The organism is Streptomyces sp. NPDC015139, from assembly GCF_043079785.1.
In the GTDB taxonomy this organism is placed as follows: Bacteria; Actinomycetota; Actinomycetes; order Streptomycetales; family Streptomycetaceae; genus Streptomyces; species Streptomyces albidocamelliae.
In genome coordinates, this window is sequence record NZ_JBIBUW010000003.1 from 707388 (window position 1) to 729631 (window position 22244).

A 22244-nucleotide genomic window follows, 5' to 3' on the forward strand; every position below is an offset into this window, starting at 1 on the left:
GGTGAGAGCGCATCCCACACCACCATCCAGCTCCCGGGAGGAGCCGTGCCCTCGCACGCCCTGAAACGCCCCACCCTGCTGGCGCTGTGCGCCTGCGTCCTGGTCGCCCAGAGCATGGTCGCCGCCATCAACCTGCTGATACCGCAGCTGAGTTCGTCGTCCCTGCACCCGTCGCACACCCAGGTCCTGTGGACGGTCGACGCCTACGTCATCGTCTTCGCGGGGCTGCTCGTCCCGGCCGGCGCGCTCGGCGACCGGTACGGCCGCAAGGGCGCCCTGCTCGCCGGGCTCGGCCTGTTCGCGGCGGGCGCCGCCACCAGCGCGCTCGCCACCGGCCCGGCCGTGCTGATCGCGGGCCGGGGACTGTCCGGCGCCGGGGCGGCCCTCATCACCCCGGCCACCCTGTCCATCCTCATGCGTCTGTCCGCACCCGAGCACCGGGCCCGTTCGATGGGCGCCTGGACGCTGTCGATCGGCCTCGGCGGCGCGCTGGGCAACCTGGGCGGCGGCCTCGCCGGTCAGTTCCTCACCTGGCGCGCCCTCTTCGCGGCGATGGTGCCGCTGGCCGTCCTGCTGGCAGTCGCCGTCGTGGTCACGACCCCGCGGACCGAGCGCTCCCCCGCCGGCAACCCCGACCCGCTCGGCACCCTGCTGCTCACGACGGGTCTGGTCGCGGTCCTGTTCGGCATCATCGAGGGCCCGGTGCACGGCTGGACCTCCGCACGCATCCTCGGCGCCTTCACGGCGGGCGCGCTGCTGATCGCGGGCTTCACCGGACACGCCCTGCGCTCCCCCGCCCCGCTGTTCGACCCGCGGGTCTTCGCCTCGGCCCGGCTGCGGGCGGCCTCCCTCGGCACGGCCACCGGCTTCTTCGGGCTGTTCTCCCTCTTCTACGTCAACTCGCAGTACCTGCAGGGCGTGAAGGGGTTCGGCGCCGCCGTCACCGGGCTGGCGATCATGCCGCTGGTGTTCGGGATGGCGGCCACCCAGAAGGTGGCCACCCGCTGGGCCGGCCACCCCCGGGCGGTCGTCGGCACCGGTCTCGCCCTGATCGGCCTCGGCCTGCTCGGCGCGTCCACGGCGGACGCGGGCACGCCCTACGCGGTGTTCGTCTGCTGGCTGCTGGTCATCTCGGCCGGCGCCGGACTGTCCATGCCGGCCCTCACCCTGGGCGTGGTCACCTCGCTCCCGCCCCACCAGGCGGGCCTCGGCTCGGGTCTCGGCACGACGGCCCGGGAGACCGGTGCCGCCCTGGGCGTCGCCGTCACCGGCACCGTCCTGTCCGCCCACACCGACCTGCCGCACGGCATGGGGCCGGCGCTGCGGACGGTGGGCGTGGTGGTGCTGGCCGCCACGGCACTCGTGGTGGCCGGGTACGGCTCGCTCGCCCGGAGGGTGCCGCACTACGCGGCCGACGGCACCGCGACCCCCTGAGGTGCGGGGCCGCCCCGGTACGCGGCGCGGGCGCGACCGGCCGCGACGGACCCGCACACGGCGAACGCTCGGCACCCCTGCGAGGGGGTGCCGAGCGTCGGCTGCGTGGTGCGGGAGTCCTAGAGCAGGCCGAGGGAACGAACCGCCTCGCGCTCCTCCGCCAGCTCCTGCACGGACGCGTCGATGCGGGTGCGGGAGAACTCGTTGATGTCCAGGCCCTGGACGATCTCGTACTTGCCGTCCTTGGTGGTGACCGGGAAGGAGGAGATCAGGCCCTCCGGGACGCCGTAGGAGCCGTCCGACGGGATGCCCATGGAGGTCCAGTCGCCGTCGGCGGTGCCGTTGACCCAGGTGTACACGTGGTCGATGGCCGCGTTGGCGGCGGAGGCGGCCGACGAGGCTCCGCGGGCCTCGATGATCGCGGCACCGCGCTTGGCGACGGTCGGGATGAAGTCCTCGGCCAGCCACTTCTCGTCGTTGACGACCTCGGCGGCGTTCTTGCCGGCCACGGTGGCGTGGAAGATGTCCGGGTACTGCGTGGCGGAGTGGTTGCCCCAGATGGTCAGGCGCTTGATGTCGGCGACCGTGGAGCCCGTCTTCTTCGCGAGCTGGGTCAGCGCGCGGTTGTGGTCCAGGCGGGTCATCGCGGTGAAGCGCTCGGCCGGCACGTCCGGGGCGGCGGCCTGCGCGATCAGCGCGTTGGTGTTGGCCGGGTTGCCGACGACGAGGACCTTGATGTCGTCCGCGGCGTGGTCGTTGATGGCCTTGCCCTGCGGCTTGAAGATGCCGCCGTTGGCCTCCAGCAGGTCACCGCGCTCCATGCCCTTGGTACGCGGACGGGCGCCCACCAGCAGGGCCACGTTCGCGCCGTCGAAGGCCACGTTCGGGTCGTCGGTGATCTCGATGCCCTGAAGGAGCGGGAAGGCGCAGTCGTCCAGCTCCATGGCCGTGCCCTCGGCGGCCTTCAGCGCGGGGGTGATCTCCAGGAGGCGCAGCTTGACCGGTACGTCCGCGCCGAGCAGCTGGCCGGAGGCGATGCGGAAGAGCAGGGCGTAACCGATCTGGCCGGCCGCGCCGGTGACGGTGACGTTCACGGGAGTGCGGGTCATGGCGTTCTCCGTATGACAGCTGGCGGTGGGGCGTCACTGCCCCGGGCGAATGATCGATCTCTTGGTATCAAGAGATCGATCCAGCGGTCAGGCTATCGCGCATCCGGCATGCGAGACGTCCCGGGCCGTGTGGCTCACCCCACAAGAGGATCACCGCGGCGGGACGCCGGGGTCGGCAGGGTCGCGGGGGACGAAAAGGCGGCCGCCCGTCCGGGAGAGGAGGGACGGAGGCGGCCGCCGGTGGGGGTACCGAAACACCGGACTCCCGTGGGGGTACTGCTCGCCTGCCCGGGATCCGGACCGCCATGCGCGCCGGAAGGGAATTTCCCCCTTCCGGCTCCCCGGGGCGGTGCCTACCGCGTGCGGGGAGCCGTACGGAGACGGACGGCCGTCACGGCGTGCAGCCGGTCCGCCCGGACGCCAGGATCGCGCAGGCCTTGGCCGCCGCCGGGTTCTTCACGGCGACCATCGGGGTGTACGCGATGGCGTCCCCGACGGCGGTGATCTCCCCCGTCTGCTTCACCTTGCCCGAGGACACCTGCACCTTGTCGCCCTGCGTGGCACCGGTGATGCGGCCCCACACGGTGCCGCACGACTTGCTGTAGCGGACCTCCAGGGTGGTGGTGCCGACGGTGGCGGTCTTGGCGGTGGTGACCAGGTCGCCACTGCACCCCATGGCCTCGGCGTCCTTGCCGTCGCACGCGGAGCCGGCGCACTTCACACCGGGCGGCAGCTTGACGTGGGCGCTGGCGGAGGGGGCGGGGGACTTCGCGGCGCGGCCCTTCCCGTCGTCGCCGCCCTGGTTCATGAACCAGAAGACGCCGGCGATGACGACGAGCACGCCGACGAGCCCCGCCAGGGACATCGTCAGCCGCTGCCGGCGGCCCGGCCCCCCGGCGGAGACGCGGTCCGCGGGCCGGGGCGCCCCCGGCTGCCCCTGCTGGGGAGCCGGGCCCGCAACCGGGGTGCCCGGAACCGGAGTACCCGGAGCCGGGCCGGGACCTTCGGCCGGGGCGGGGGGCCGTACCCCCGTGCCGGGGCGGCCGCTCGTCGGCGAGGGGCCCCGGTACCCGGCCAGTTTCCAGGAGTTGACGCCCGAGTCCGCGCCGTCCTCGCCGTCCGCGCCGTCGGCCGGTTCGCCGCCCGCGTCCTCGCGGGCGCCGGTGTCGGCGTCGGCGTCGGGACCCGCCGGCCGGCCGGGGACCGACGGGCGGACACCCGCGGGGCCGGCGACGCCCGGGGCCACGGTGGTGCTGCCGCCGCCCTGGCGTGCGGACGGACCGCCGGTCGCCTCGGCCGCCCCGAAGTCGCCCAGCGCGGCACGCGCCTGGGAGATCCTGATCGCCTCCATGGTGCGGTCGTGCCGCATCTCCGCCCGGCTCCAGGCCCGTTCGGCCAGCTCCCACATGGTGGTGAGATGGACCGGGCTGGAGCCGGTGACCTCGGAGAGCGCGACGATCGCGCCCTTGGGCGCGAGGAGCCGGCCGCTCAGGTAACGCTCCCAGGACGTCTTGCTGTAACCCGTGCGGTCGGCCAGTGCCGCGATGCTCAGGCCGCTGCGGTCCACGAGCCGGCGCAGCTGACTCGTGAACTCCTTGATCTGCGGGTCCAGATCCTCGGGCAGATCCTTCCAGCGAGGCATCGTTTCCCCCTCTTCCCCCCGGTCGGTGCATGTCGTCTCGCGCGCGGCCCCCCGGCTCGCCCCCGCGTGCCGGTACCCGTGCCGGCTACCCACAGGGATGCGCTGACCAAGGATCCCAGTTCCCGATGTGGGGGCGCACGGGGGCATGGGCCGCCGCGGCGGTGCACCTGGTGCCACGAGGTCTTCGTAACGTATCCCGAACTGTCAATACGTCGACACCTGAACGACACACGCGGGGGTGCGCGCGGACACCGTAGCGGAACGGTCACTTCCGTGCCACAGCGCGGGGACAGGCGTTGAACAGGGAGTTCCCGAAGCGGAAGGCTGTTTCCCGGCGGCGGTTCGTCCTTGCTCGGGGGAGGGGACGGGCCGCCGCTCCCGCGTCCGGCGGGGCTCAGCCGCCCGGGGTCACCAGTCCCGACTCGTAGGCCAGCACCACCGCCTGGGCCCGGCTGCCCAGGTCGAGTTTGGACATCGTGCGGTTGAGGTGGGTCTTGACGGTGGCCTCGCTGATGTAGAGGCGGTCGGCGATCTCCCCGTTGGACAGACCGTGGGCGGTGAGCGTGAGGACCTCCCTCTCGCGGGAGGTGAGCACCTCGAGGTCGGGTGCGGACGCGGAGCGGGGTGCGGGCGCCTGGTTCCGGGCGAACGCCTCCACCAGGCGCCGGGTGACGCTGGGCGCGAACAGCGCGTCGCCGCCCTCGACGGCGGTGACCGCGGCGAGCAGCCGCTCGGGCCCGGAGTCCTTGAGCAGGAACCCGGAGGCACCGGCGCGCAGTGCCCCGTACACGTACTCGTCCAGGTCGAAGGTGGTCAGCACCAGGACCCGCGGCGGGCGGTCGTCGGCCTCGGCGAGGATGCGCCCGGTGGCCTCGATACCGTTGACGCCGGGCATCCGGATGTCCATGAGGATCACGTCCGGCCGGGTCTCGGCGGCGAGCCGTACGGCCTCCTCGCCGTCCCCCGCCTCGCCCACGACCTCGAAGCCGGGCGCGGCGTCCAGCAGACCGACGAGTCCGGCGCGGATGAGGAACTGGTCGTCGACGACGAGCACTCTGGTCATCCCGTACGGCCGTCCCCCCGCTGTGCGCCGTCCTCTAGCGCTCCGCCTCCGGCGCGCCCCTGCGGCCGCGTTCGGCGGCCGAGGTCGGCAGGGTCAGCCGCACCTCGTAGCCGCCCTCCGGGCGGGGGCCGACGCTGATCGTCCCGCCGTAGAGCTTGGCCCGCTCGCGCATGCCGATCAAGCCGTGTCCGCCGGCCGTGGGCACTCTGGCCGGAATCATCCCCTCCCCGTCGTCGGTGACGCGGACGGTCAGTTCGTGGGCACCGTACCGGAGTCGCACGCGGGCGCGGGCCGGGCCCGCGTGCTTGAGGGCGTTGGTGAGGGCCTCCTGGACGACGCGGTAGGCGCACAGCTCGACGCCGGGCGGCAGCGGGCGCTCCGTGCCCTCGACGTCGAGGTCCACGGGCAGGCCCCCGGACCGGACCCGCTCCAGGAGTTCGCCGAGCCGGGCCAGGGTCGGCATGGGGGCCCGCTGCGGCGCCTCCGGGTCCTCCTCGCGCAGCACCTGCAGCATGCGCCGCAGCTCCTCCAGGGCCTCGCCGCTGGTGTCCGCGATGGTGCCGAGCGCGCCGCGCGCCGTGCCGGGGTCGGAGTCGAAGACGAACCGGGCGAGCCCCGCCTGCACGGAGATCACCGACATGTGGTGGGCGACGACGTCGTGCAGTTCGCGGGCGATCCGGCCGCGTTCCTCGGCGACCGCGCGCCGGGCCCGCTCGGCCTGCTCGGCGCGCAGCCGCCGGGTGAGTTCGGCGGAGCGGCGGGCCAGGTGCCCGAACCACACCAGCACCGAGCAGTACAGCAGCGCCTGCCCCACCACGGACGGCATGGACGGGGTGCGGCTGACCACACCGGCGTAGACCCAGACCGCGGTCAGGCAGGCCGCGCAGGCCAGCGCGGTGCGCACCGGGCGGGCCGAGGCCACCGTGTACAGCGCGAGCATGGACCCGAAGGTGGACACCACCGGCCAGTAGCCGAGGCCGATGTAGACGACGGCCGCCGCCTCGACGACGGCGAAGACGGCGAGGGGCCGGCGTCCGCGCAGGGCGACCGGGAGGTGGGCGAGGGCGACGAGGACGTAGGCGCGGGCGTCGAGTCCGGGCCAGCCCTGGGACCGTGACTCCTGCCCGAGCAGGACGGCGACCACGGCCATGGCGACCGCGATCAACGTGTCCACGACGAGCGGGCGGGGGGTCCTCGGTCGCATCGCCGCAGGGTAACGCCCGGTGACGGGACACGGAGTCAACCGGTCGCGGTACCGCGGAAGTTGCAGGCGCCGGTCGCCTACCGCCGGGGTTGGCCGGGGAGTTCGCCCGCAGGGCCGACGCGGCGCGCGGGCGGTTCGCCGTAGCGTCGGCGACGGGGAGGCACCGGTGGCCCGCGCCCCCGGGGGAGGTGCGGGCCACCGGTACTGCGGACGTCGCTATCTGCTGATCGTGAAGTGCAGGACGCCCTTCACGAACGGGATCCGCAGCCACGGGTTGGGCTGCGCCATCAGCGCCAGCAGGACGATCGCCACGCCGAGGATGCCGTAGGTGACGATGTCCGTGAAGCGGGACCGGACGGCGAGCATGCCGACGCTGGGCAGGACCCAGCGCAGGACCGCGCCCGCCAGCAGGGCGGCGCCGACCAGCAGCATGCCGATGCGGAACACGTCGAGCGCGGTCAGCAGCAGGCCGAGCGCGACCGTCGACAGCACGACGAGCATGGGCCACTGCCGGGCGGGCGCCGGGGCGTCGCCGGGGGCCGCCCGGCCGCCGCCCTCGGGGCGCGCGGTGTCCTTGGTGAACAGCGGGAAGCGGCGCGTGGTCCGCCGCGGGCGCCCCTCGGCATCGGGGGCGCTGATCGCGTCGCGGACGGTCGGCTCACCGCCGCGCGTCTCATCGGCCGGCACTGCGCTCCGCCGCCTCGACCACGTTGACCAGCAGCTGGGCCCGGGTCATCGGGCCGACCCCGCCGGGGTTCGGGGAGATCCAGCCGGCCACCTCCAGCACGTCCGGGTGGACGTCGCCGACGATCTTCCCCTCGGCGTTGCGGGAGACGCCGACGTCCAGGACGGCCGCGCCCTGCTTGACGTCCTCGGCGCGGACCAGGTGCGGGAAGCCGGCGGCCGCGACGATGATGTCGGCCCGCTTCAGGTGCGCGGACAGGTCCCGGGTGCCGGTGTGGCACTGGGTCACGGTGGCGTTCTCGCTGCGCCGCGTCAGCAGCAGCGGCATCGGGCGGCCGATGGTCACACCGCGGCCGACGACCACGACCTCGGCACCCTTGATCTCCACGCCGTGGGCGCGCAGCAGGCTGATGATGCCGTTGGGGGTGCAGGGCAGCGGGGCCGGCTCGTTGAGGACCAGCCGCCCGAGGTTCATCGGGTGCAGGCCGTCGGCGTCCTTGGCCGGGTCCATCAGCTCCAGGATGCGGTTCTCGTCGATGCCCTTGGGCAGCGGCAGCTGGACGATGTAGCCGGTGCAGGCCGGGTCCTCGTTCAGCTCGCGGACGACCGCCTCGATCTCCTCCTGGGTGGCCGTGGCCGGCAACTCCCGCTGGATGGAGGCGATACCGACCTGCGCGCAGTCGCGGTGCTTGCCCGCGACGTACTTCTGGCTGCCGGGGTCGTCCCCGACCAGGATCGTGCCGAGGCCGGGCGTGACGCCCTTCTCCTTCAGCGCCGCCACGCGGGCGGTCAGATCGGACTTGATCGCGGCTGCGGTGGCCTTGCCATCGAGAATCTGGGCGGTCATGGGTCCATCCTCGCGGATGACCCGGCCCGGGTTCCAATCCGGGTCGCCGGACAGCTCTCCCCGTCTTTTGTCACCGCATGATCCGGGATGTGTCACCTCATGATCAGTGATGTTGCACTTGCACAACACATGCCGATTCCGGCTGGACAAGTAAGAGCCTGCTAAAGAACGATGAGCACACAGTGCCGCGGGCAGTGCCGGGGGGACGGACCGCATCTGTAGAACTCTCCTCCGAACCGTGCCGCGCGTTCGTCCCCGCACTTGAGCAACGGAGGAACCCCGCCATGAGCTTCGGCGACCCGAACAACCCCTACGGCCCGCCCCCGTCCCAGCCCCCGTCGGCCGCTCCCGGCTACGGCTACCCGCAGGCGCCGGCCGGCCCGCCGCAGGGCTACGGCTACCCGCAGCAGCCCGCGTACCCCGGCTACCCGGGCGGCAACGCGATGCCCCAGTCGATGCCGGGGCTGCTCGTGACGGCCCGGGCGTTCCTGTACCTGATCTCCGCGGTGCAGATCATCGGCGGCCTGATCTGGCTGTACGTGGCGGCGTTCGTCAACGACGTCTCGAACAAGGCCGACGACCTGGGCAGCTCCTCCGAGGACAACCCGTTCACCTCGATCGGCGAGGGCGGTCACACGGCCGCGGGCCTGATCGTGTTCTTCGCGCTGATCGCGCTGGGCCTCGCGGCGCTGTCCATCACGCTGGGCGTGAAGTTCGGCCGGGGCGGCCAGGGCGTGCGCATCACGACGGTGGTCTACGGCGCGCTCGGCGGCGTCCTCGGTCTGATCATGCTGTTCGCGGGCATGGACTCCGGTCTCGCCTCGGCCGTCATCTTCCCGCTGATCTGGGTGGTGTTCGCGGCCGTCATCACCGCGGCGCCGGTCGTTCCGAGCGGTACCGCCTGGTTCAACCGCCCGCGCTACTGAGCCGCGCCTGCGACAGGCATCGACTGGGCTGCTCCTCCCGCTGCGGGAGGACAGCCCAGTCGCCTTTTCCGGGCCGTCTACGGCCGTTTCGGCAGCACCGGGCGGTTACGGCGGCCGGGTGGGCGTACGTCAGCGGTCAGGTCCGGAATGCCACCGGAAGGACGCGAGACCGGCCGGCTCCTCGTCGGCGGCGCCGTCCACGGAGGTGTGGACGGCCCCGGGACGCCGGCGGACGAGGCCGCCGAGGCCGACGATCGCGGCGAGCAGCACGGCGATCAGGCAGCCGAAACCGAGCGCGAGGGCGGCCAGGCCCGCCAGCCCGTAGCCCGCCAGTCGCGCCACCATCTCGATCGGGTTCACGCATCCGCACGCCGGCATGGGGCGATCCTGCCCGCCGGGGCGGCGAGGGGCACGGCCCGTGTCCGTACGGTGCTCAGGTGGTGCCCGTTCCGGTACCGGAGCGGGCACCACCTGAGCGGTGCAACTCAGTGGAAGAAGTGGCGCGTGCCCGTGAAGTACATGGTCACGCCCGCCTCCTTGGCGGCCTCGACGACCTGCTCGTCACGGATCGAGCCGCCCGGCTGGACGATCGCCCGGACACCGGCCTCGATGAGGATCGCGGGGCCGTCGGGGAACGGGAAGAACGCGTCGGAGGCCGCGTAGGCGCCGCGGGCCCGCTCCTCGCCGGCCCGCTCGACGGCCAGCTTGCAGGAGTCGACGCGGTTGACCTGGCCCATGCCGACGCCGACCGAGGCGCCGTCCTTGGCGAGCAGGATCGCGTTGGACTTCACCGCACGGCACGCCTTCCAGGCGAAGGCCAGCTGCGCCAGCTCCTCGGCGGAGAGCGCCTCACCGCTGGCCAGCGTCCAGTTGGCCGGGTCGTCGCCCTCGGCCTGGAGCCGGTCGGCGACCTGGAGCAGCGCGCCGCCGTCGACCGGCTTGACGTCGACCGGGTGGGCCGGGGCGCCGGGGCAGCGCAGCACGCGGATGTTCTTCTTCTTGGTGAGGGCCTCCAGCGCGCCCTCCTCGTAGTCCGGCGCCACGATGACCTCGGTGAAGATCTCCGCGACCTGCTCGGCCATCTCCTTGCTGACCGGCCGGTTCACCGCGATCACGCCGCCGAACGCGGACAGCGGGTCGCAGGCGTGCGCCTTGCGGTGCGCCTCGGCGACGTCCGCGCCGATCGCGATGCCGCAGGGGTTGGCGTGCTTGATGATCGCGACGCAGGGCTCGTCGTGGTCGTACGCGGCACGGCGCGCGGCGTCCGTGTCCGTGTAGTTGTTGTACGACATCTCCTTGCCGTGCAGCTGCTCGGCCGCCGCGAGGCCGCCCTCGCCGGAGGTGTACAGGGCGGCGGGCTGGTGCGGGTTCTCGCCGTAGCGCAGGGTGTGCGCGCGCTCCAGGGTGGTGCCGATGAACTCGGGGAACGCGGAGTCGTCGGCCGGGGCGTAGGCGGAGGCGAACCACGACGCGACGGCGATGTCGTACTCCGCGGTGTGCCGGAAGGCCTCGGCGGCCAGGCGCTTGCGGGCGGCGAGGTCGAAGCCGCCGTCCTGCACCGCGGCGAGGACGTCGGCGTACCGCTCGGGGCTGGTCACCACGGCCACCGACGGGTGGTTCTTGGCGGCGGCGCGGACCATCGACGGGCCGCCGATGTCGATCTGCTCCACGCACTCGTCGGGCGAGGCGCCGGAGGCGACGGTCTCCCGGAACGGGTAGAGGTTCACGACGACCAGGTCGAACGGTTCGACGCCCAGCTCGGCGAGCTGCTCGCGGTGGCTGTCCAGACGCAGGTCGGCGAGGATGCCCGCGTGCACCCGCGGGTGCAGGGTCTTCACCCGGCCGTCGAGGCACTCGGGGAAGCCGGTGAGCTCCTCGACCTTGGTGACGGGGACACCGGCGGCGGCGATCCGGCCGGCCGTGGAGCCGGTGGAGACGAGCTCGACGCCCGCCTCGTGCAGCCCGCGCGCCAGGTCCTCGAGACCGGCCTTGTCGTAGACGCTGACGAGCGCGCGACGGATGGCCCGCTTGTTGCTCTCCGCGGTCACTGGATAACTACCTTTCGTCCCTCAATGCGATAGCCGTTGCGGGCGAGCCGCCCCACGACCTCGACGAGCAGCCTTCGCTCGACTTCCTTGATGCGCTCGTGCAGCGCGCTCTCGTCGTCCTCGTCCCTGACCTCGACCACGCCCTGGGCGATGATCGGTCCGGTGTCGACGCCGTCGTCGACGAAGTGGACGGTGCAGCCGGTGACCCTGGCGCCGTACGCGAGCGCGTCACGGACGCCGTGGGCCCCGGGAAAACTGGGCAGCAGCGCCGGGTGGGTGTTCACGAACCGCCCGCCGTAGCGGGCGAGGAACTCCTTGCCGACGATCTTCATGAACCCGGCGGAGATCACGAGGTCGGGCTCGTGGGCGGCCACGGCCTCGGTGAGGGCGGTGTCCCACTCCTCCCGGCCGGCGTGGTCCTTGACCTTCCGCACGAAGGTCGGCAGCCCGGCGCGCTCGGCGCGGGCCAGCCCCTCGATACCGTCGCGGTCGGCCCCGACGGCGACGATCCGGGCGCCGTACGCCTCGGCTCCGACGCGCTCGATCTCGTCCAGGAGCGCCTGGAGGTTCGTGCCGGATCCGGAGACCAGCACGACGAGGCGCTTGACCGCTGGGCCAGCGGGGGTGGCGGCCACGGTGGGGCCCTTTCTCGGGGTGGCGATCTGTCCGGCCGGCGGCTTGTGCGTTCGCACGAATGCTTCACGCTTCCCGATACGGGGAAGTCTACGAAGCGGCCGGCCGTCAGCAACGATACCGGCACTGCGGACGGCCCCCACGGGACGGGGGCCTGGCCGGAAGGTAGCGTTCGCAGGGGTTCGGGATGGGGCAGCCTCGGGAACGCGGTCGGCGTGCGGTGCGTTCAACGGGGTGGAAGCTCTCGCCGGACAGCCGTAGCCACCTAGGGGAAGACGCTCTCTTGATGCCCGATCGCAGCCTGCGACTCCTCACGTTCCCGCCGCGCCCGGCCCAGGGAGGCGAGCGTGGCGCCGTCCTGCTGCGGGAGCGGCCGACCTCGCCGCCCCAGGCGCCCGAGGGTGGCCGGGACGGCGGCGGGCGCGGCGGTGAGCAGCAGGACGACAACCCGTTCGCGCCGCCCCCGGAGGGCACCCCGGACCGTCCGTGGCAGTCCCGCCGGCCCGAGGGATCCTCCGGTTCCGGTGACGGCCAGGACGGCCACTCCCCCTGGGGCAGCCAGTGGAGCGACCGCCAGCCCGGCCGCTCCCCCGGCGGTTTCGGCGAGCGTCCCGGTGGCGGGCCGCAGGGTCCCGGCGGACCGGCCGGCGGCTCCGGCATGCGCTGGGACCCCACCGACCCCGCCCAGCGCCGCGCGCGGTACGCGCTGCTGTCGGGCATATGGGCGGTCTTCTTCGCCCTGTTCAGCTGGCCGTACGTGGCGCTGCTGCTGGGTGCGCTGGCCCTGTACTGGGGCATCAGCGCACTGCGCGCCAAGCCGCGCACCCCGGACCCGGACACCCCCGCCGCCCCGAGCGGCCGGCCCCAGACGACGGCGGCGATCAGCGGTCTGGTCACGGCGTCCCTGGCCCTGGTCCTGGTGGCTTCGACCTTCACCGTGCAGCTGGTCTACCGCGACTACTACACCTGCGTCGGCGACGCCCTCACCCACGAGGCGAAGGTGTCCTGCGAGAAGCTCCTCCCGGAGCAGCTGCGCGGAGTGCTGGGCGTGGGGAACGACTGACGCGTGACGCCTTGAGGCGCCTGCCTCAGCGGGTGTCGTCGGCTCGCTCGGGTCCGTCCGTGACGGCCGGGTCCTGCTGGGGCGAGCGGGGCGCGGCGGGGGAGGACGGCGCGGTGCCGGGTGCCTTGGCCTGCTCGTCCGGCTCCGGTCGCGACCACTCGGGACCGTTGGCCGGATCGCCGGCGGCGGCCTCCCTCAGGGCCGCCCAGCGGGAGGCGCGCGCCAGCTCGTCGTGCCAGTCCGGGGCGAAGGGGTCCTCGGCCGGCGGGAAGTCGTACGCCTCGTCGTCGGAGACGCCGGTCGCGACCGGCACGGCGTCCCGCTGAGCGGCCGGCCCGGAGCCGGCCGCCCCCGACGCGGAGTGGACCCCGGACCGGGAGACGTCCTCGGCACCGGCGGCCCGTACCGCCGTGGTGGATCCGGTCCCGGTGGTGTCCTCCCCGGGCACCGGCTTCTCGCCCCCGTCCGTTCCCGTGCCCTTCCCGGAGCCGGTTTTGGAGCCGGTTCCGGAGCCGTTTTTGGAGCCGGTTTTGGAGCCGGTTCTGGAGGGTGACCCGGCTTCGTCGGGTGTCTCGTCCGCCGCGCGGTGCCCCGCCCACCCCCCGGAACTCTCCCCGGAGCTCTCCCCGGGGGTCGCACCGCTCCCGCCGTCCGGCGCCGCGCCCGTACCGGCCGCGTGTCCCTGCCCGGCACCCTCCGGCGCGGGCTCGGCCGGCTCCGCGGGGGTCACCGTCGCCGACGCACCGGCCGCCGAACCCGCGGAGGCCGCCGTCGCCGCGCTCACCGTGACCCTCTTCCGGCCCGGCTCCGTGCCCTGCGCCGGGACGACGTCGGACCGCGTCCGGCGGCCGCGGAGCCGCCAGGCCCGCACGGTCAGCGCCACCGGCATCGCGAACACCGCCGTGCAGACGCCGGCCGCTCCCCCGGTCTGCCACCACACCGGACCGAACCGGGCCAGCGCGGCCACCCCCAGCGGTCCGCCCGACAGCTCGGCGAGCAGAGCGAGGAATCCGGCGCAGACCGCCGCCGTCAGCAGCACCAGCCCCGCCGTCCGGGCGGCCGACCAGCGGGCCCGTGCGGGCGCCCCGGACGCCGGCCGGCGCACCGCCGCCCGCGCCACGAACCACCCGGCCGTCATCCCGGCCGCCACCGGCAGCAGCCCGGCTGCCCAGTTGAGCGGTGTCCCGGCCCCGGGGTCCGGCACCGCCGCCAGCAGCGGGAACGGCGGCAGCAGCGGGGCCGGGTCGGAGGCGAGCGGGTGCACCAGGTGCCCGGCACCGAGGACGAACCCGGGGCCGAGGGCGTAGGAGGCGGCCCACAGCGCCGCGTTGGGGATCAGCGCGACGCCGAGCAGCAGCACGGCGAACCGGCCCGTCCAGCCCTCCGTCAACTGCAGGAACGACGCCCGTGCCGCGTCTCCGTGCCACACCAGCGACACCCCGGTCAGCAGCGCCCCGCCGCCGAAGAACACCGCCGTGGCGGCACCCGCGGCCCGTACGGCGGCTCCCAGCCTGGCCCCCGCGTCCGCGCCGAACACCAGCCGCCTCGCCGGCCCCGGGAGCACCACCAGCAGGCTCAGCACCGGACCGGGCGGGCGGCCGTGCGCGGTCCACACCCCGGCCGCGGCCGAGCCCGCCGCGACGATCGGCAGACAGCACGTCACCCAGGCCCATCCGGGCCGCAGTTCCCCACTGCCGCAGTACAGCGCCGCCGCGCCGCCGACGGCGAGATAGCCGAGGACCACCCCCGTCCACGCGGTACGCGGCGGGACCGGCGGCGGGCCGTCGGGGTCGGCGGAGACGTCGGAGGCGTCCCGGGCCGCCCGGTACAGCAGCCACACCGGCAGCGCGAGCAGCAGCAGCGGGGTCACGCCGACCGGCAGGGGCGCCCCGGACAGCGTGTCGGTGCGGGCCAGTTCCACCCCGTGGCCCAGCAGCCACAGCGCGGCGGCCACGTGCAGCGCGGCGCCCGGCCCGCTGTCGGGGTACGGCGAGCTGACCCACATCGCGAGGACCAGCACGGCGAGCGAACCGAGCCCGAGCCCGGCCGCGACCGCGCCGGCCAGGAGGCTTGCGGCCAGCCCGGGCGAGCGGTCGCGCACGCGCGCGATCAGGGGCGACAACGACGGGCGGCGAGCGGTCATCTGGGGCACGCCCGCCATCGTCCCAACGACACGCGCTTTCCGGGCGTAACAGGCGAACCCCCGAAGTGTCGCTCAATATATGTTTATGTTCTTTTTCGTACGAAAGGGTGCATGGTGACGACGCACATCACTGCCGGCCCACTGCCCTCACCGAAGGAACGCCGATACCTGCGCCAGTCCGCCTCGCTGACGCAGGCTCAGCTGTCCGCACGGCTCGGCGTCAGCCGCGCCACGCTGCGCGCGTGGGAGTCCGGCCGCCGCATCCCCGGCGGGAGCGAAGGCGAGGCGTACGCCAGATTCCTGACCACGGCCGTCGAATCGACGGCCCGTCAGGAGCGGGCGGCACAAGCGGGGGACGCGGGCGCCGATCCCACGGCGGGCCCGCCACCGCCCCTGACGCCCGCTCAGGCGTTCGACGCGCTGTACGCGTTCTGCGCCCCCGCCCTCGTACGGCAGACCTATCTGCTCACCGGCCGGCGGGAACTGGCCCGCGAGGCCGTGGAGCAGGCCTTCCAGACCGCGTGGCAGCGCTGGCCCGAGGTGGCCCGCGACCGGGACCCGGGCGGCTGGGTGCGGGCGGTGGCGTACGACTGCGCCCTCTCCCCCTGGCACCGCTTCCGCCCCCGCTACCGGCACGAGGAGCCCCCGCCGGCCGACCCGGCCGACCGCGCCCTGCTGCACGCGCTGCTCGGACTCCCGCCCTCGTACCGGCGCACGCTCGTCCTCTACGACGGGGTCGGCCTCGACCTGCCGGAGACGGCGGCGGAGACGGAGGCCAGCACCCCGGCGGCGGCCGGCCGGCTGCTCCGCGCCCGTGAGGCCGTGGCCGCGCACGTCCCGGCGCTGGCCGACCCCGCCGTACTGCACCGGCGGCTGACCGAACTCGCCTCCTCGGAGCGCCTCCTCGCGGCCAGGCCGACGACGGTACGGACGTACGGCGAGCGCCGGAACGTGTTCTGGACCCGGGCGGCCATCGCCTTCACCGTCGCCATCATCGGCTCGACGGCCCTGACGCTGCGGACGGCGCCGACGCACTACGAGCCGCCGATCGCCCCGGCCCAGGCGGTGCACGGCGTCCCGCCCCCGGCCGCCATGGGCCCCCTCTCCCAGGAGGAACAGGCCCTGCGGACCAAGCTGCACCGCTCGGACTCCGGCGGCCCGGAAAGACTGCTGCCCGAATTCCGGTGACGGCGGGAGGCGCCGGGGACTGCCGGTGAACGGGAGGGGAAACGGCGGTAGGCCCGCCCCGGTGAGGGGACGGGCCTACCGACAGCCTGCGGAGGGACTCAGGCGCTGAGGACCTCGCGGGCCAGCTTCGCCGTCTCGGTCGGCGTCTTGCCGACCTTGACGCCGGCGGCCTCGAGGGCCTCCTTCTTCGCCTGGGCGGTGCCGGACGAACCGGAGACGATGGCGCCGGCGTGGCCCATGGTCTTGCCCTCGGGGGCGGTGAAGCCCGCGACGTAGCCGACGACCGGCTTGGTCACGTTCTCCTTGATGAACGCGGCCGCGCGCTCCTCGGCGTCGCCACCGATCTCACCGATCATCACGATCAGGTCGGTGTCGGGGTCGGCCTGGAACGCGGCGAGGGCGTCGATGTGCGTGGTGCCGATGATCGGGTCGCCACCGATGCCGACGGCGGTCGAGAAGCCGATGTCACGCAGCTCGTACATCATCTGGTACGTCAGCGTGCCGGACTTCGACACCAGGCCGATGCGGCCCGGCTTGGTGATGTCGCCCGGGATGATGCCGACGTTCGACTGACCCGGGGTGATGATGCCGGGGCAGTTCGGGCCGATGATGCGGGTCTTGTTGCCCTTCTTGCCGGCGTACGCCCAGAAGGACGCCGTGTCGTGCACGGCGATGCCCTCGGTGATCACGACGGCCAGCGGGATCTCGGCGTCGATGGCCTCGACGACCGCGTCCTTGGTGAACTTCTCCGGCACGAAGATGACGGAGACGTTGGCGCCGGTCTTCTCGATGGCCTCCTTGACGGTGCCGAAGACCGGTACCTCGGTGCCGTCGAAGTCCACGGTCTGACCCGCCTTGCGCGGGTTCACGCCGCCCACGACCTGGGTGCCGTCACCGAGCATGAGCTTGGTGTGCTTCATGCCGGTGGCGCCGGTCATGCCCTGGACGATGACCTTGCTGTCCTTGTTGAGCCAGATAGCCATGGTGTGTTGTGTCCTCGTCCTGAGTGCTTACTTGGCGGCGTGGGCCAGTTCGGCGGCCTTGTCGGCCGCGCCGTCCATGGTGTCGACGCGCTGAACCAGCGGGTGGTTCGCGTCGGTGAGGATCTGCCGGCCCAGCTCGGCGTTGTTGCCGTCGAGGCGGACGACGAGCGGCTTGGAGACGTTCTCGCCGCGGTCCTCCAGGAGCTTCAGCGCCTGGACGATGCCGTTCGCGACCTCGTCACAGGCGGTGATGCCGCCGAAGACGTTCACGAAGACGGACTTGACGTCCGGGTCGCCCAGGATGATCTCCAGGCCGTTCGCCATGACCTGGGCGGAGGCGCCACCGCCGATGTCCAGGAAGTTGGCGGGCTTGACGTTGCCGTGCTGCTCACCGGCGTACGCGACGACGTCCAGGGTGCTCATGACGAGACCCGCGCCGTTGCCGATGATGCCGACCTCGCCGTCGAGCTTGACGTAGTTGAGGTTCTTCTCCTTGGCGGCGGCCTCGAGCGGGTTGGCCGCGGCCTTGTCGTGGAGCTCCTCGTACTCGGGGTGACGGAACTCGGCGTTCTCGTCGAGCGACACCTTGCCGTCGAGGGCGAGGACGTCCCCGGAGGCGACCTTCGCGAGCGGGTTGACCTCGACGAGGAGGGCGTCCGACTTGATGAAGGTGTCCCACAGCTTGATCAGGACGTTGACGACCTTGTCCGCGACCTCGGCCGGGAACTTGGCGGCCTCGACGATCTCGCGGGCCTTGGCCTCGTCCACGCCGTCGATGGCGTCGATCGCGATCTTGGCGACGGCCTCCGGACGGGTGGCCGCCACCTCCTCGATCTCCATGCCGCCCTCGACGGACGCGATGGAGAGGAAGGTGCGGTTGGCACGGTCGAGGAGGAAGGAGACGTAGTACTCCTCGATGATCTCCGGAGCCGTCTCGGCGATCATGACCTTGTGGACCGTGTGGCCCTTGATGTCCATGCCGAGAATGTCCGTCGCACGGGCGACGGCCTCGTCCGCGGAGGCGGCCAGCTTGACGCCACCGGCCTTGCCACGACCACCGACCTTCACCTGCGCCTTGACGACGGACTTGCCGCCCAGCCGCTCGGTGATCTCGCGCGCCGCCTCAGGCGTGTCGATGACTTCACCGGCCAGCACCGGTACATCGTGCTTGGCGAAGAGGTCCCTCGCCTGGTACTCGAACAGGTCCACGCGCTTCCGTCCCTATCAGTGATCTCGCGGTTCGTTGGATGCGTGGGCGTGCCGCGAAGGGCAACGTGACGTCCGCTTGTCACTAGGGGGGCGCACACGGTGTCCGAGCGCGCGGCATGTCCGTCTCGCAGGTTATCGCCGCTTGCGGGGGCTCCCTAAATCGAGGGTCACACCTGAGCGGTGATACCTGTCACATGATGCCGGAATTCCTGGCACGGCGTGCCGACATATGTGCTGTACAGGGGCGGTCTGCGAGGCCTCACCGGGCTGGGGTTGACCCGGTGAGGCCCCTCGATCGGCCCCGGCGGGAACCGGGACCGGGGCGGTTGATCCCCACCCCAATGGGGACCACCCGCCCCTTCCCGCGGAGCACCGGCCGGACGGGCAGATGGCCTTCGGCCCGTCCGGACCCGGTCGCCCCGCGGAGCTTGTGAGGGCGCTCAGCCCTGCTGTCGCATGCCCTCCGACGCGTCGCGCACGCCGTAGGGGTCCAGCCATCCGTGCGCGGCCTGCGGGCCCTGGGGGCTCGGGAGGTGGCCGGGTACGGCCGAACGGGTGACGGCCTCCGCCCCGCTCACGGCATGCCCGGCCTCCCCGAGACGCGCGGCCCGGCCGGTGGCTCCGTGCGCGAGGCCGGTCGCCCGGCCGACGGCTCCGTGTGCGAGGCCGGTCGCCCGGCCGACGGCTCCGTGTGCGAGGCCGGTGGCGTGACCGGTGGTTCCGTGTGCGAGGCCGGTGGCGTGGCCGACGGCACCGTGCGCGAGGTACTCGCCCTGGCCTGCGACTCCGCCTGCGTAGCCCGCGGCCTGGCCCGCGGCACCGTCGGCGAGGCCGGTGGCGTGACCGGCGGCTCCGTGCGCGAAGGTCGACGCCTGACCGATGGCACCGCCTGCGAGGCCGGTCGCCTGGCCGGCGGCTCCGTGTGGGACGTACTCGCCCTGGCCTGCGACTCCGCCCGCGAAGCCCGCGGCCTGCCCGGCGGCACTGTGGGCGACCACAGTGGCGTGACCGGCGGCTCCGTGCGCGAAGGCCGACGCCTGGCCGGCGACCTCGCCTGCGAGGTACTCGCCCTGGCCGGTGACCCCGCCCGCGAAGCCCGACGCCTGGCCGACGGCACCACGGGCGAAGCCGGCGGCCTGCCCGGTGGCACCGTCCGCGAAGCCCGTGGCCTGCCCGGTGGCCCCGTGGGCGAAGCCGGCGGCCTGCCCGGCGACCCCGGCCGCGAGGTGCACGCCCTCACCGGCGGCCCCGTGTGCGAGGTACTCGCCCTGACCGGCGACCGCGCCCGCGAAGCCCGCGGCGTGGCCGGTGGCGCCGCCCGTGAAGGAGCGGGCGTCAGCCGTGACGCCGTGGGCGAGGGTGCCCGCGTCGGTGGCGGTCCTGGCGGCGACCGGCACGACCCCGTGGACCGCCCCGGAGGCCACCGGAGGCAGGACCGCGTCCGTGGTGCCCTGGCCCGCCTGCTCGGCGAGACCGGTGGCGTACGCCGACCCGTCCGCGACGACACCGTCGGCGACCGGCCGTACGGCGCCCGCCGCGCCGTGCGCCCCGGAGAAGGCCCGCGCCGCGGTCCCGTACGCATCGGCGCGCACGCCCGCGCTCACCCCGTCCACGCGCGCCTCGGCCTCCCGGCCGACGCCGTACGCACCGGTCCGCGCCTGGTCGGCGACCCCCTGCGCCCCGGCGGCCGCATCCCCGGCGACGCCGTACACACCGGCCACGGCGCCCGCGCCGGTGTCGTGCACCCCGGAGACGGCGCCCGTGGCGGTGCCGCCCAGGCCGTACGCGGTGCTCTCGGCTGTCCCGTACGCCCCCGGAACGGCGTCTCCGGCCGTCCCCCGCACCCCGCCGACGGCGCCCACGGCCGTGCCGTGGGCGCCCTCCACCGCGTGGTGCGCCGCGGCCGGAACCCCGTCCACCGCCCGCTCGGCGACCGGCACGGCCCCGTGCACGGCGGCGGAGACCACCGGCGGAACCACGGCCGACACCGCACCGTCGACGACCGGCGTGACCGCACCCGGTACGGACCTCACCGTGCCGACGACCCGTTCCCTGGCCCCGCCGACCGTACCGGTGACATGCCCCGGCACCCCGGACACCGCGGCCCGGCCCGCATCGGCCGCCTGCGCACCCTCGCCCCGCACGATCCCGGCGCCCCGCTCACCGACACCGCCCGCCGCACCCGCGACATGCCCGGGCACCCCGGACACCGCCGCCCGGCCCGCACCGGCCGCCTGGACGGCCTCGCCCCGGACGGGGCCGGTCGTCGCGGTCGCCGTGTGCCGGGCCTCGGCCGCCGCTCCCGCGGTCCGGCCCTGCGCGGTCGCGACGGTCCGCTGCACGGCCGTGCGAACGGCGCCTTCGACGCCCTCAGCGCGCATGCGCGCGGCCGCCTGCACGGCCCCGAGCCTGGTCTGGGCCGCGGCCAGGGCCTCCTCCACCTCGGGGGCGAAGGTCGCCAGCGGGCCGAAGAGGTAGTCGATCTCGTCCCGAGCGGAATCGTGGGCTGCGTGGACGGTACCGGCGGCCCCGACGGTGGCGTGCGCCGTCAGCCGCGCGCCGTCCGTCCGGGCGTGCACCTGTGCCTGCGCCGTACGGTTCGGCGCCTGCCCCGCCCGCGCGGCCCGGGCACCCTCGACGGCCCGGGTGGCCCCCTCCGCCTTCCCGGTGGCCGGAACCCCGGCGCCCACCTGCCGGCGGACCTGGTCGGCGGACGTCGGCACGGTGTCGCCGACGGCGTCCCGTACCGGTCGCTCGGCGCGGTCCGCGGTGTCCGAGACGGTCGAGGCCGCCGTACCGGTCAGGCCGGAGACCGTGTCGTGCAGGTCGGCGGCCACGCCGTCGACCGTATCGGTGAGCGCGCCGGTGACACCGCTGCCGGCGTCCGGCGTGGACAGGGACGTGGCCGGCAGCTCGTCCGCGTCGGCGGCGGCCGAACCGAGCGCCCATGCGCTGGTGACACCGGCGGCTATCACTATGGAACGACGAATGTTCTTGTTCATCTCTGTGTCAAATCCTCGGAAGAACGGCTGGGGAGTTCCGTCCGGGGCGCCGGAGAGCCGACGGGCCGGACGGCGGTGGACCTGTTCCGTCCCCGCTCGGCTGGGCCGTGACGGGGAGGTCGGCCGTGCCGCCTAGCCGGGGAAGACGGGGATGTCGCGGTGCCGTTCGAGGATTCCGGGCGCGTCGACGTGCGCGAGGGTGCCGGGCGCGAGCCGCAGGGGCGCCCGGTCGGCGAGGGTGACGGCCTGCGCGTCACCGTGGCGGGACGTGGTGCCGTCGACCGCCGCCTGCTTGCCGAGCGCGCCGTCCGGGTCACCGGCCGGCGCTGGCAGACCGGGTGCCTCGGCGGGCGCGACGGCGTGGCGCACGGTCGCGGGCGCCGAAGGGCGGATCGCGGACGGTGCCTCGGGGCCGTACGGACTGACCGGTGCCGACGCGGCGAAGGCGTTACGAGCCCCGGTCCGGGCCTGCCGCTCCCCGGCCGGTACCGGCACCGACGTGCCGCTGTCCTCCTGCGAAGCAGCTGTCGGGGGCTGTTGGCGGGGCGTCAGGCGGTCGGTCAGGTCGGGAAGGCCCGGCAGCCCGTCGAGGTCCGGCACGGGCACGGTGGGAGCCGCCGTCCGCGTCCTGCCCACGGTCCCGGAGGCGTCGTCCGTCAACGTCCGTACGGGCTCGGCGGCCCGCTCGGTGACACCGCGCACCGCCTCGACGGACCCGGCGACGCGTCCGGCTCCGGCAGTCCCGACCGCCTCGGCCGTCCGGACCACTTGGGTCACCCGGCCCACCGCGGTCTCCCGCAGCCGTCGAACGGAGACGGCGGACCGGCCGTCGCCGGCCACCCGGCCCCCTCCGGCCACACGGCCGACATCGACCGCCCGACCGGAGTCGACTGCTCCGCCCGAATGAGCCGCACGACCGGAGGTAACCGCTCCGCCCGCATCCGCCGCTCGGCCGGAGTCGGCGCCTCGGACCGCTTTCGCGGCAAGGTCGGCTCCGGCGGCCGGGACGCGATCCGTGGTCGCGACGACCGGAGCGGCCTGGGCCGCCCCCACCGTCGTCGCTGTC

18 protein-coding genes are annotated in these 22244 nt (G+C 74.1%); 4 read left to right on the top strand and 14 right to left on the bottom strand.

Going from position 1 to position 22244, the window contains the following annotated elements:
• The first annotated feature begins 45 nt into the window (after positions 1 to 45).
• Entirely contained in the window at positions 46 to 1434 is a 1389-nt protein-coding gene (locus ACF08B_RS11965; RefSeq protein ID WP_392317200.1) for an MFS transporter, read from the top strand.
• A 119-nt stretch (positions 1435 to 1553) separates the two neighbouring features.
• On the opposite strand, the gene ACF08B_RS11970 is transcribed toward ACF08B_RS11965, so the two are convergent.
• The 6 genes from ACF08B_RS11970 to ACF08B_RS11995 form a co-directional block, all read right to left on the bottom strand.
• Complete coding sequence (locus ACF08B_RS11970) at positions 1554 to 2543, bottom strand: malate dehydrogenase (protein ID WP_093697296.1); 990 nt, start codon at positions 2541 to 2543, stop codon at positions 1554 to 1556.
• 391 nt (positions 2544 to 2934) lie between these two features.
• Complete coding sequence (locus ACF08B_RS11975; protein WP_392317201.1) at positions 2935 to 4185, bottom strand: DUF2690 domain-containing protein; 1251 nt, start codon at positions 4183 to 4185, stop codon at positions 2935 to 2937.
• Between the two features lie 394 nt (positions 4186 to 4579).
• Positions 4580 to 5248 carry a response regulator gene (locus ACF08B_RS11980; protein ID WP_392317202.1) on the bottom strand — a complete coding sequence of 223 codons (669 nt, stop codon included), beginning with the start codon at positions 5246 to 5248 and terminating at the stop codon, positions 4580 to 4582.
• A 34-nt stretch (positions 5249 to 5282) separates the two neighbouring features.
• The gene (locus ACF08B_RS11985; RefSeq protein ID WP_392317203.1) at positions 5283 to 6452 is read right to left on the bottom strand and encodes a sensor histidine kinase; all 1170 of its coding nucleotides are present in this window, start codon (positions 6450 to 6452) and stop codon (positions 5283 to 5285) included.
• Between the two features lie 216 nt (positions 6453 to 6668).
• Complete coding sequence (locus ACF08B_RS11990) at positions 6669 to 7139, bottom strand: DUF3017 domain-containing protein (RefSeq protein WP_392317204.1); 471 nt, start codon at positions 7137 to 7139, stop codon at positions 6669 to 6671.
• On the bottom strand, positions 7126 to 7983 hold the full coding sequence (locus ACF08B_RS11995; RefSeq protein WP_392317205.1) for a bifunctional methylenetetrahydrofolate dehydrogenase/methenyltetrahydrofolate cyclohydrolase: 858 nt from the start codon (positions 7981 to 7983) through the stop codon (positions 7126 to 7128). The genes ACF08B_RS11990 and ACF08B_RS11995 overlap by 14 nt, the downstream gene beginning before the upstream one ends.
• 284 nt (positions 7984 to 8267) lie before the next feature.
• Here ACF08B_RS11995 and ACF08B_RS12000 point away from each other — a divergent pair, with 284 nt between their 5' ends.
• Positions 8268 to 8909 carry a hypothetical protein gene (locus ACF08B_RS12000; protein ID WP_392317206.1) on the top strand — a complete coding sequence of 214 codons (642 nt, stop codon included), beginning with the start codon at positions 8268 to 8270 and terminating at the stop codon, positions 8907 to 8909.
• 129 nt (positions 8910 to 9038) lie between these two features.
• Here ACF08B_RS12000 and ACF08B_RS12005 read toward each other — a convergent pair whose 3' ends face one another.
• The 3 genes from ACF08B_RS12005 to purN form a co-directional block, all read right to left on the bottom strand.
• Entirely contained in the window at positions 9039 to 9287 is a 249-nt protein-coding gene (locus ACF08B_RS12005) for a hypothetical protein (protein ID WP_392317207.1), read from the bottom strand.
• Positions 9288 to 9394: 107 nt separating this feature from the next.
• Positions 9395 to 10957 (bottom strand): bifunctional phosphoribosylaminoimidazolecarboxamide formyltransferase/IMP cyclohydrolase, encoded by a 1563-nt coding sequence (gene purH / locus ACF08B_RS12010; protein WP_093475336.1) that lies wholly within the window; start codon positions 10955 to 10957, stop codon positions 9395 to 9397.
• Positions 10954 to 11592: a phosphoribosylglycinamide formyltransferase gene (gene purN, locus ACF08B_RS12015; protein WP_392317298.1), complete on the bottom strand. Its 639-nt coding sequence runs from the start codon at positions 11590 to 11592 to the stop codon at positions 10954 to 10956. The genes purH and purN overlap by 4 nt, the downstream gene beginning before the upstream one ends.
• A 284-nt stretch (positions 11593 to 11876) precedes the next feature.
• On the opposite strand from purN, the gene ACF08B_RS12020 reads away from it, so the two are divergent.
• Positions 11877 to 12653: a hypothetical protein gene (locus tag ACF08B_RS12020; protein ID WP_392317208.1), complete on the top strand. Its 777-nt coding sequence runs from the start codon at positions 11877 to 11879 to the stop codon at positions 12651 to 12653.
• Positions 12654 to 12678: 25 nt separating this feature from the next.
• Here ACF08B_RS12020 and ACF08B_RS12025 read toward each other — a convergent pair whose 3' ends face one another.
• Entirely contained in the window at positions 12679 to 14814 is a 2136-nt protein-coding gene (locus ACF08B_RS12025) for a DUF6350 family protein (protein WP_392317209.1), read from the bottom strand.
• A 93-nt stretch (positions 14815 to 14907) separates the two neighbouring features.
• On the opposite strand from ACF08B_RS12025, the gene ACF08B_RS12030 reads away from it, so the two are divergent.
• Positions 14908 to 15984: a helix-turn-helix domain-containing protein gene (locus tag ACF08B_RS12030; RefSeq protein WP_392317210.1), complete on the top strand. Its 1077-nt coding sequence runs from the start codon at positions 14908 to 14910 to the stop codon at positions 15982 to 15984.
• Positions 15985 to 16082: 98 nt separating this feature from the next.
• Here the strand turns inward: ACF08B_RS12030 and sucD are convergent, their stop codons facing one another.
• The 4 genes from sucD to ACF08B_RS12050 all read right to left on the bottom strand — a co-directional run bounded on the left by sucD (position 16083) and on the right by ACF08B_RS12050 (position 22018).
• Complete coding sequence (gene sucD, locus ACF08B_RS12035; protein WP_073888757.1) at positions 16083 to 16967, bottom strand: succinate--CoA ligase subunit alpha; 885 nt, start codon at positions 16965 to 16967, stop codon at positions 16083 to 16085.
• Positions 16968 to 16994: 27 nt separating this feature from the next.
• Positions 16995 to 18176, bottom strand: a complete 1182-nt coding sequence (gene sucC / locus ACF08B_RS12040; RefSeq protein WP_093475342.1) for an ADP-forming succinate--CoA ligase subunit beta — start codon at positions 18174 to 18176, stop codon at positions 16995 to 16997.
• Between the two features lie 440 nt (positions 18177 to 18616).
• Positions 18617 to 21178 (bottom strand): hypothetical protein, encoded by a 2562-nt coding sequence (locus ACF08B_RS12045; protein WP_392317211.1) that lies wholly within the window; start codon positions 21176 to 21178, stop codon positions 18617 to 18619.
• A gap of 132 nt (positions 21179 to 21310) precedes the next feature.
• Positions 21311 to 22018, bottom strand: coding sequence for a hypothetical protein (locus ACF08B_RS12050; protein WP_392317212.1), 708 nt, complete (start codon positions 22016 to 22018; stop codon positions 21311 to 21313).
• Between the last annotated feature and the right edge of the window lie 226 nt (positions 22019 to 22244).

Bases quoted from the DNA above. Each gene is read 5' to 3' on its own strand.
- ACF08B_RS12045 (WP_392317211.1), bottom strand. From the start codon at position 21,178: ATGAACAAGAACATTCGTCGTTCCATAGTGATAGCCGCCGGTGTCACC.
- ACF08B_RS11980 (WP_392317202.1), bottom strand. From the start codon at position 5,248: ATGACCAGAGTGCTCGTCGTCGACGACCAGTTCCTCATCCGCGCCGGA.
- sucD (WP_073888757.1), bottom strand. From the start codon at position 16,967: ATGGCTATCTGGCTCAACAAGGACAGCAAGGTCATCGTCCAGGGCATG.
- ACF08B_RS12000 (WP_392317206.1), top strand. From the start codon at position 8,268: ATGAGCTTCGGCGACCCGAACAACCCCTACGGCCCGCCCCCGTCCCAG.
- ACF08B_RS11975 (WP_392317201.1), bottom strand. From the start codon at position 4,185: ATGCCTCGCTGGAAGGATCTGCCCGAGGATCTGGACCCGCAGATCAAG.
- ACF08B_RS12025 (WP_392317209.1), bottom strand. From the start codon at position 14,814: ATGGCGGGCGTGCCCCAGATGACCGCTCGCCGCCCGTCGTTGTCGCCC.
- ACF08B_RS11970 (WP_093697296.1), bottom strand. From the start codon at position 2,543: ATGACCCGCACTCCCGTGAACGTCACCGTCACCGGCGCGGCCGGCCAG.
- ACF08B_RS12030 (WP_392317210.1), top strand. From the start codon at position 14,908: ATGGTGACGACGCACATCACTGCCGGCCCACTGCCCTCACCGAAGGAA.
- ACF08B_RS11985 (WP_392317203.1), bottom strand. From the start codon at position 6,452: ATGCGACCGAGGACCCCCCGCCCGCTCGTCGTGGACACGTTGATCGCG.
- ACF08B_RS12005 (WP_392317207.1), bottom strand. From the start codon at position 9,287: ATGCCGGCGTGCGGATGCGTGAACCCGATCGAGATGGTGGCGCGACTG.
- ACF08B_RS12020 (WP_392317208.1), top strand. From the start codon at position 11,877: ATGCCCGATCGCAGCCTGCGACTCCTCACGTTCCCGCCGCGCCCGGCC.
- ACF08B_RS11995 (WP_392317205.1), bottom strand. From the start codon at position 7,983: ATGACCGCCCAGATTCTCGATGGCAAGGCCACCGCAGCCGCGATCAAG.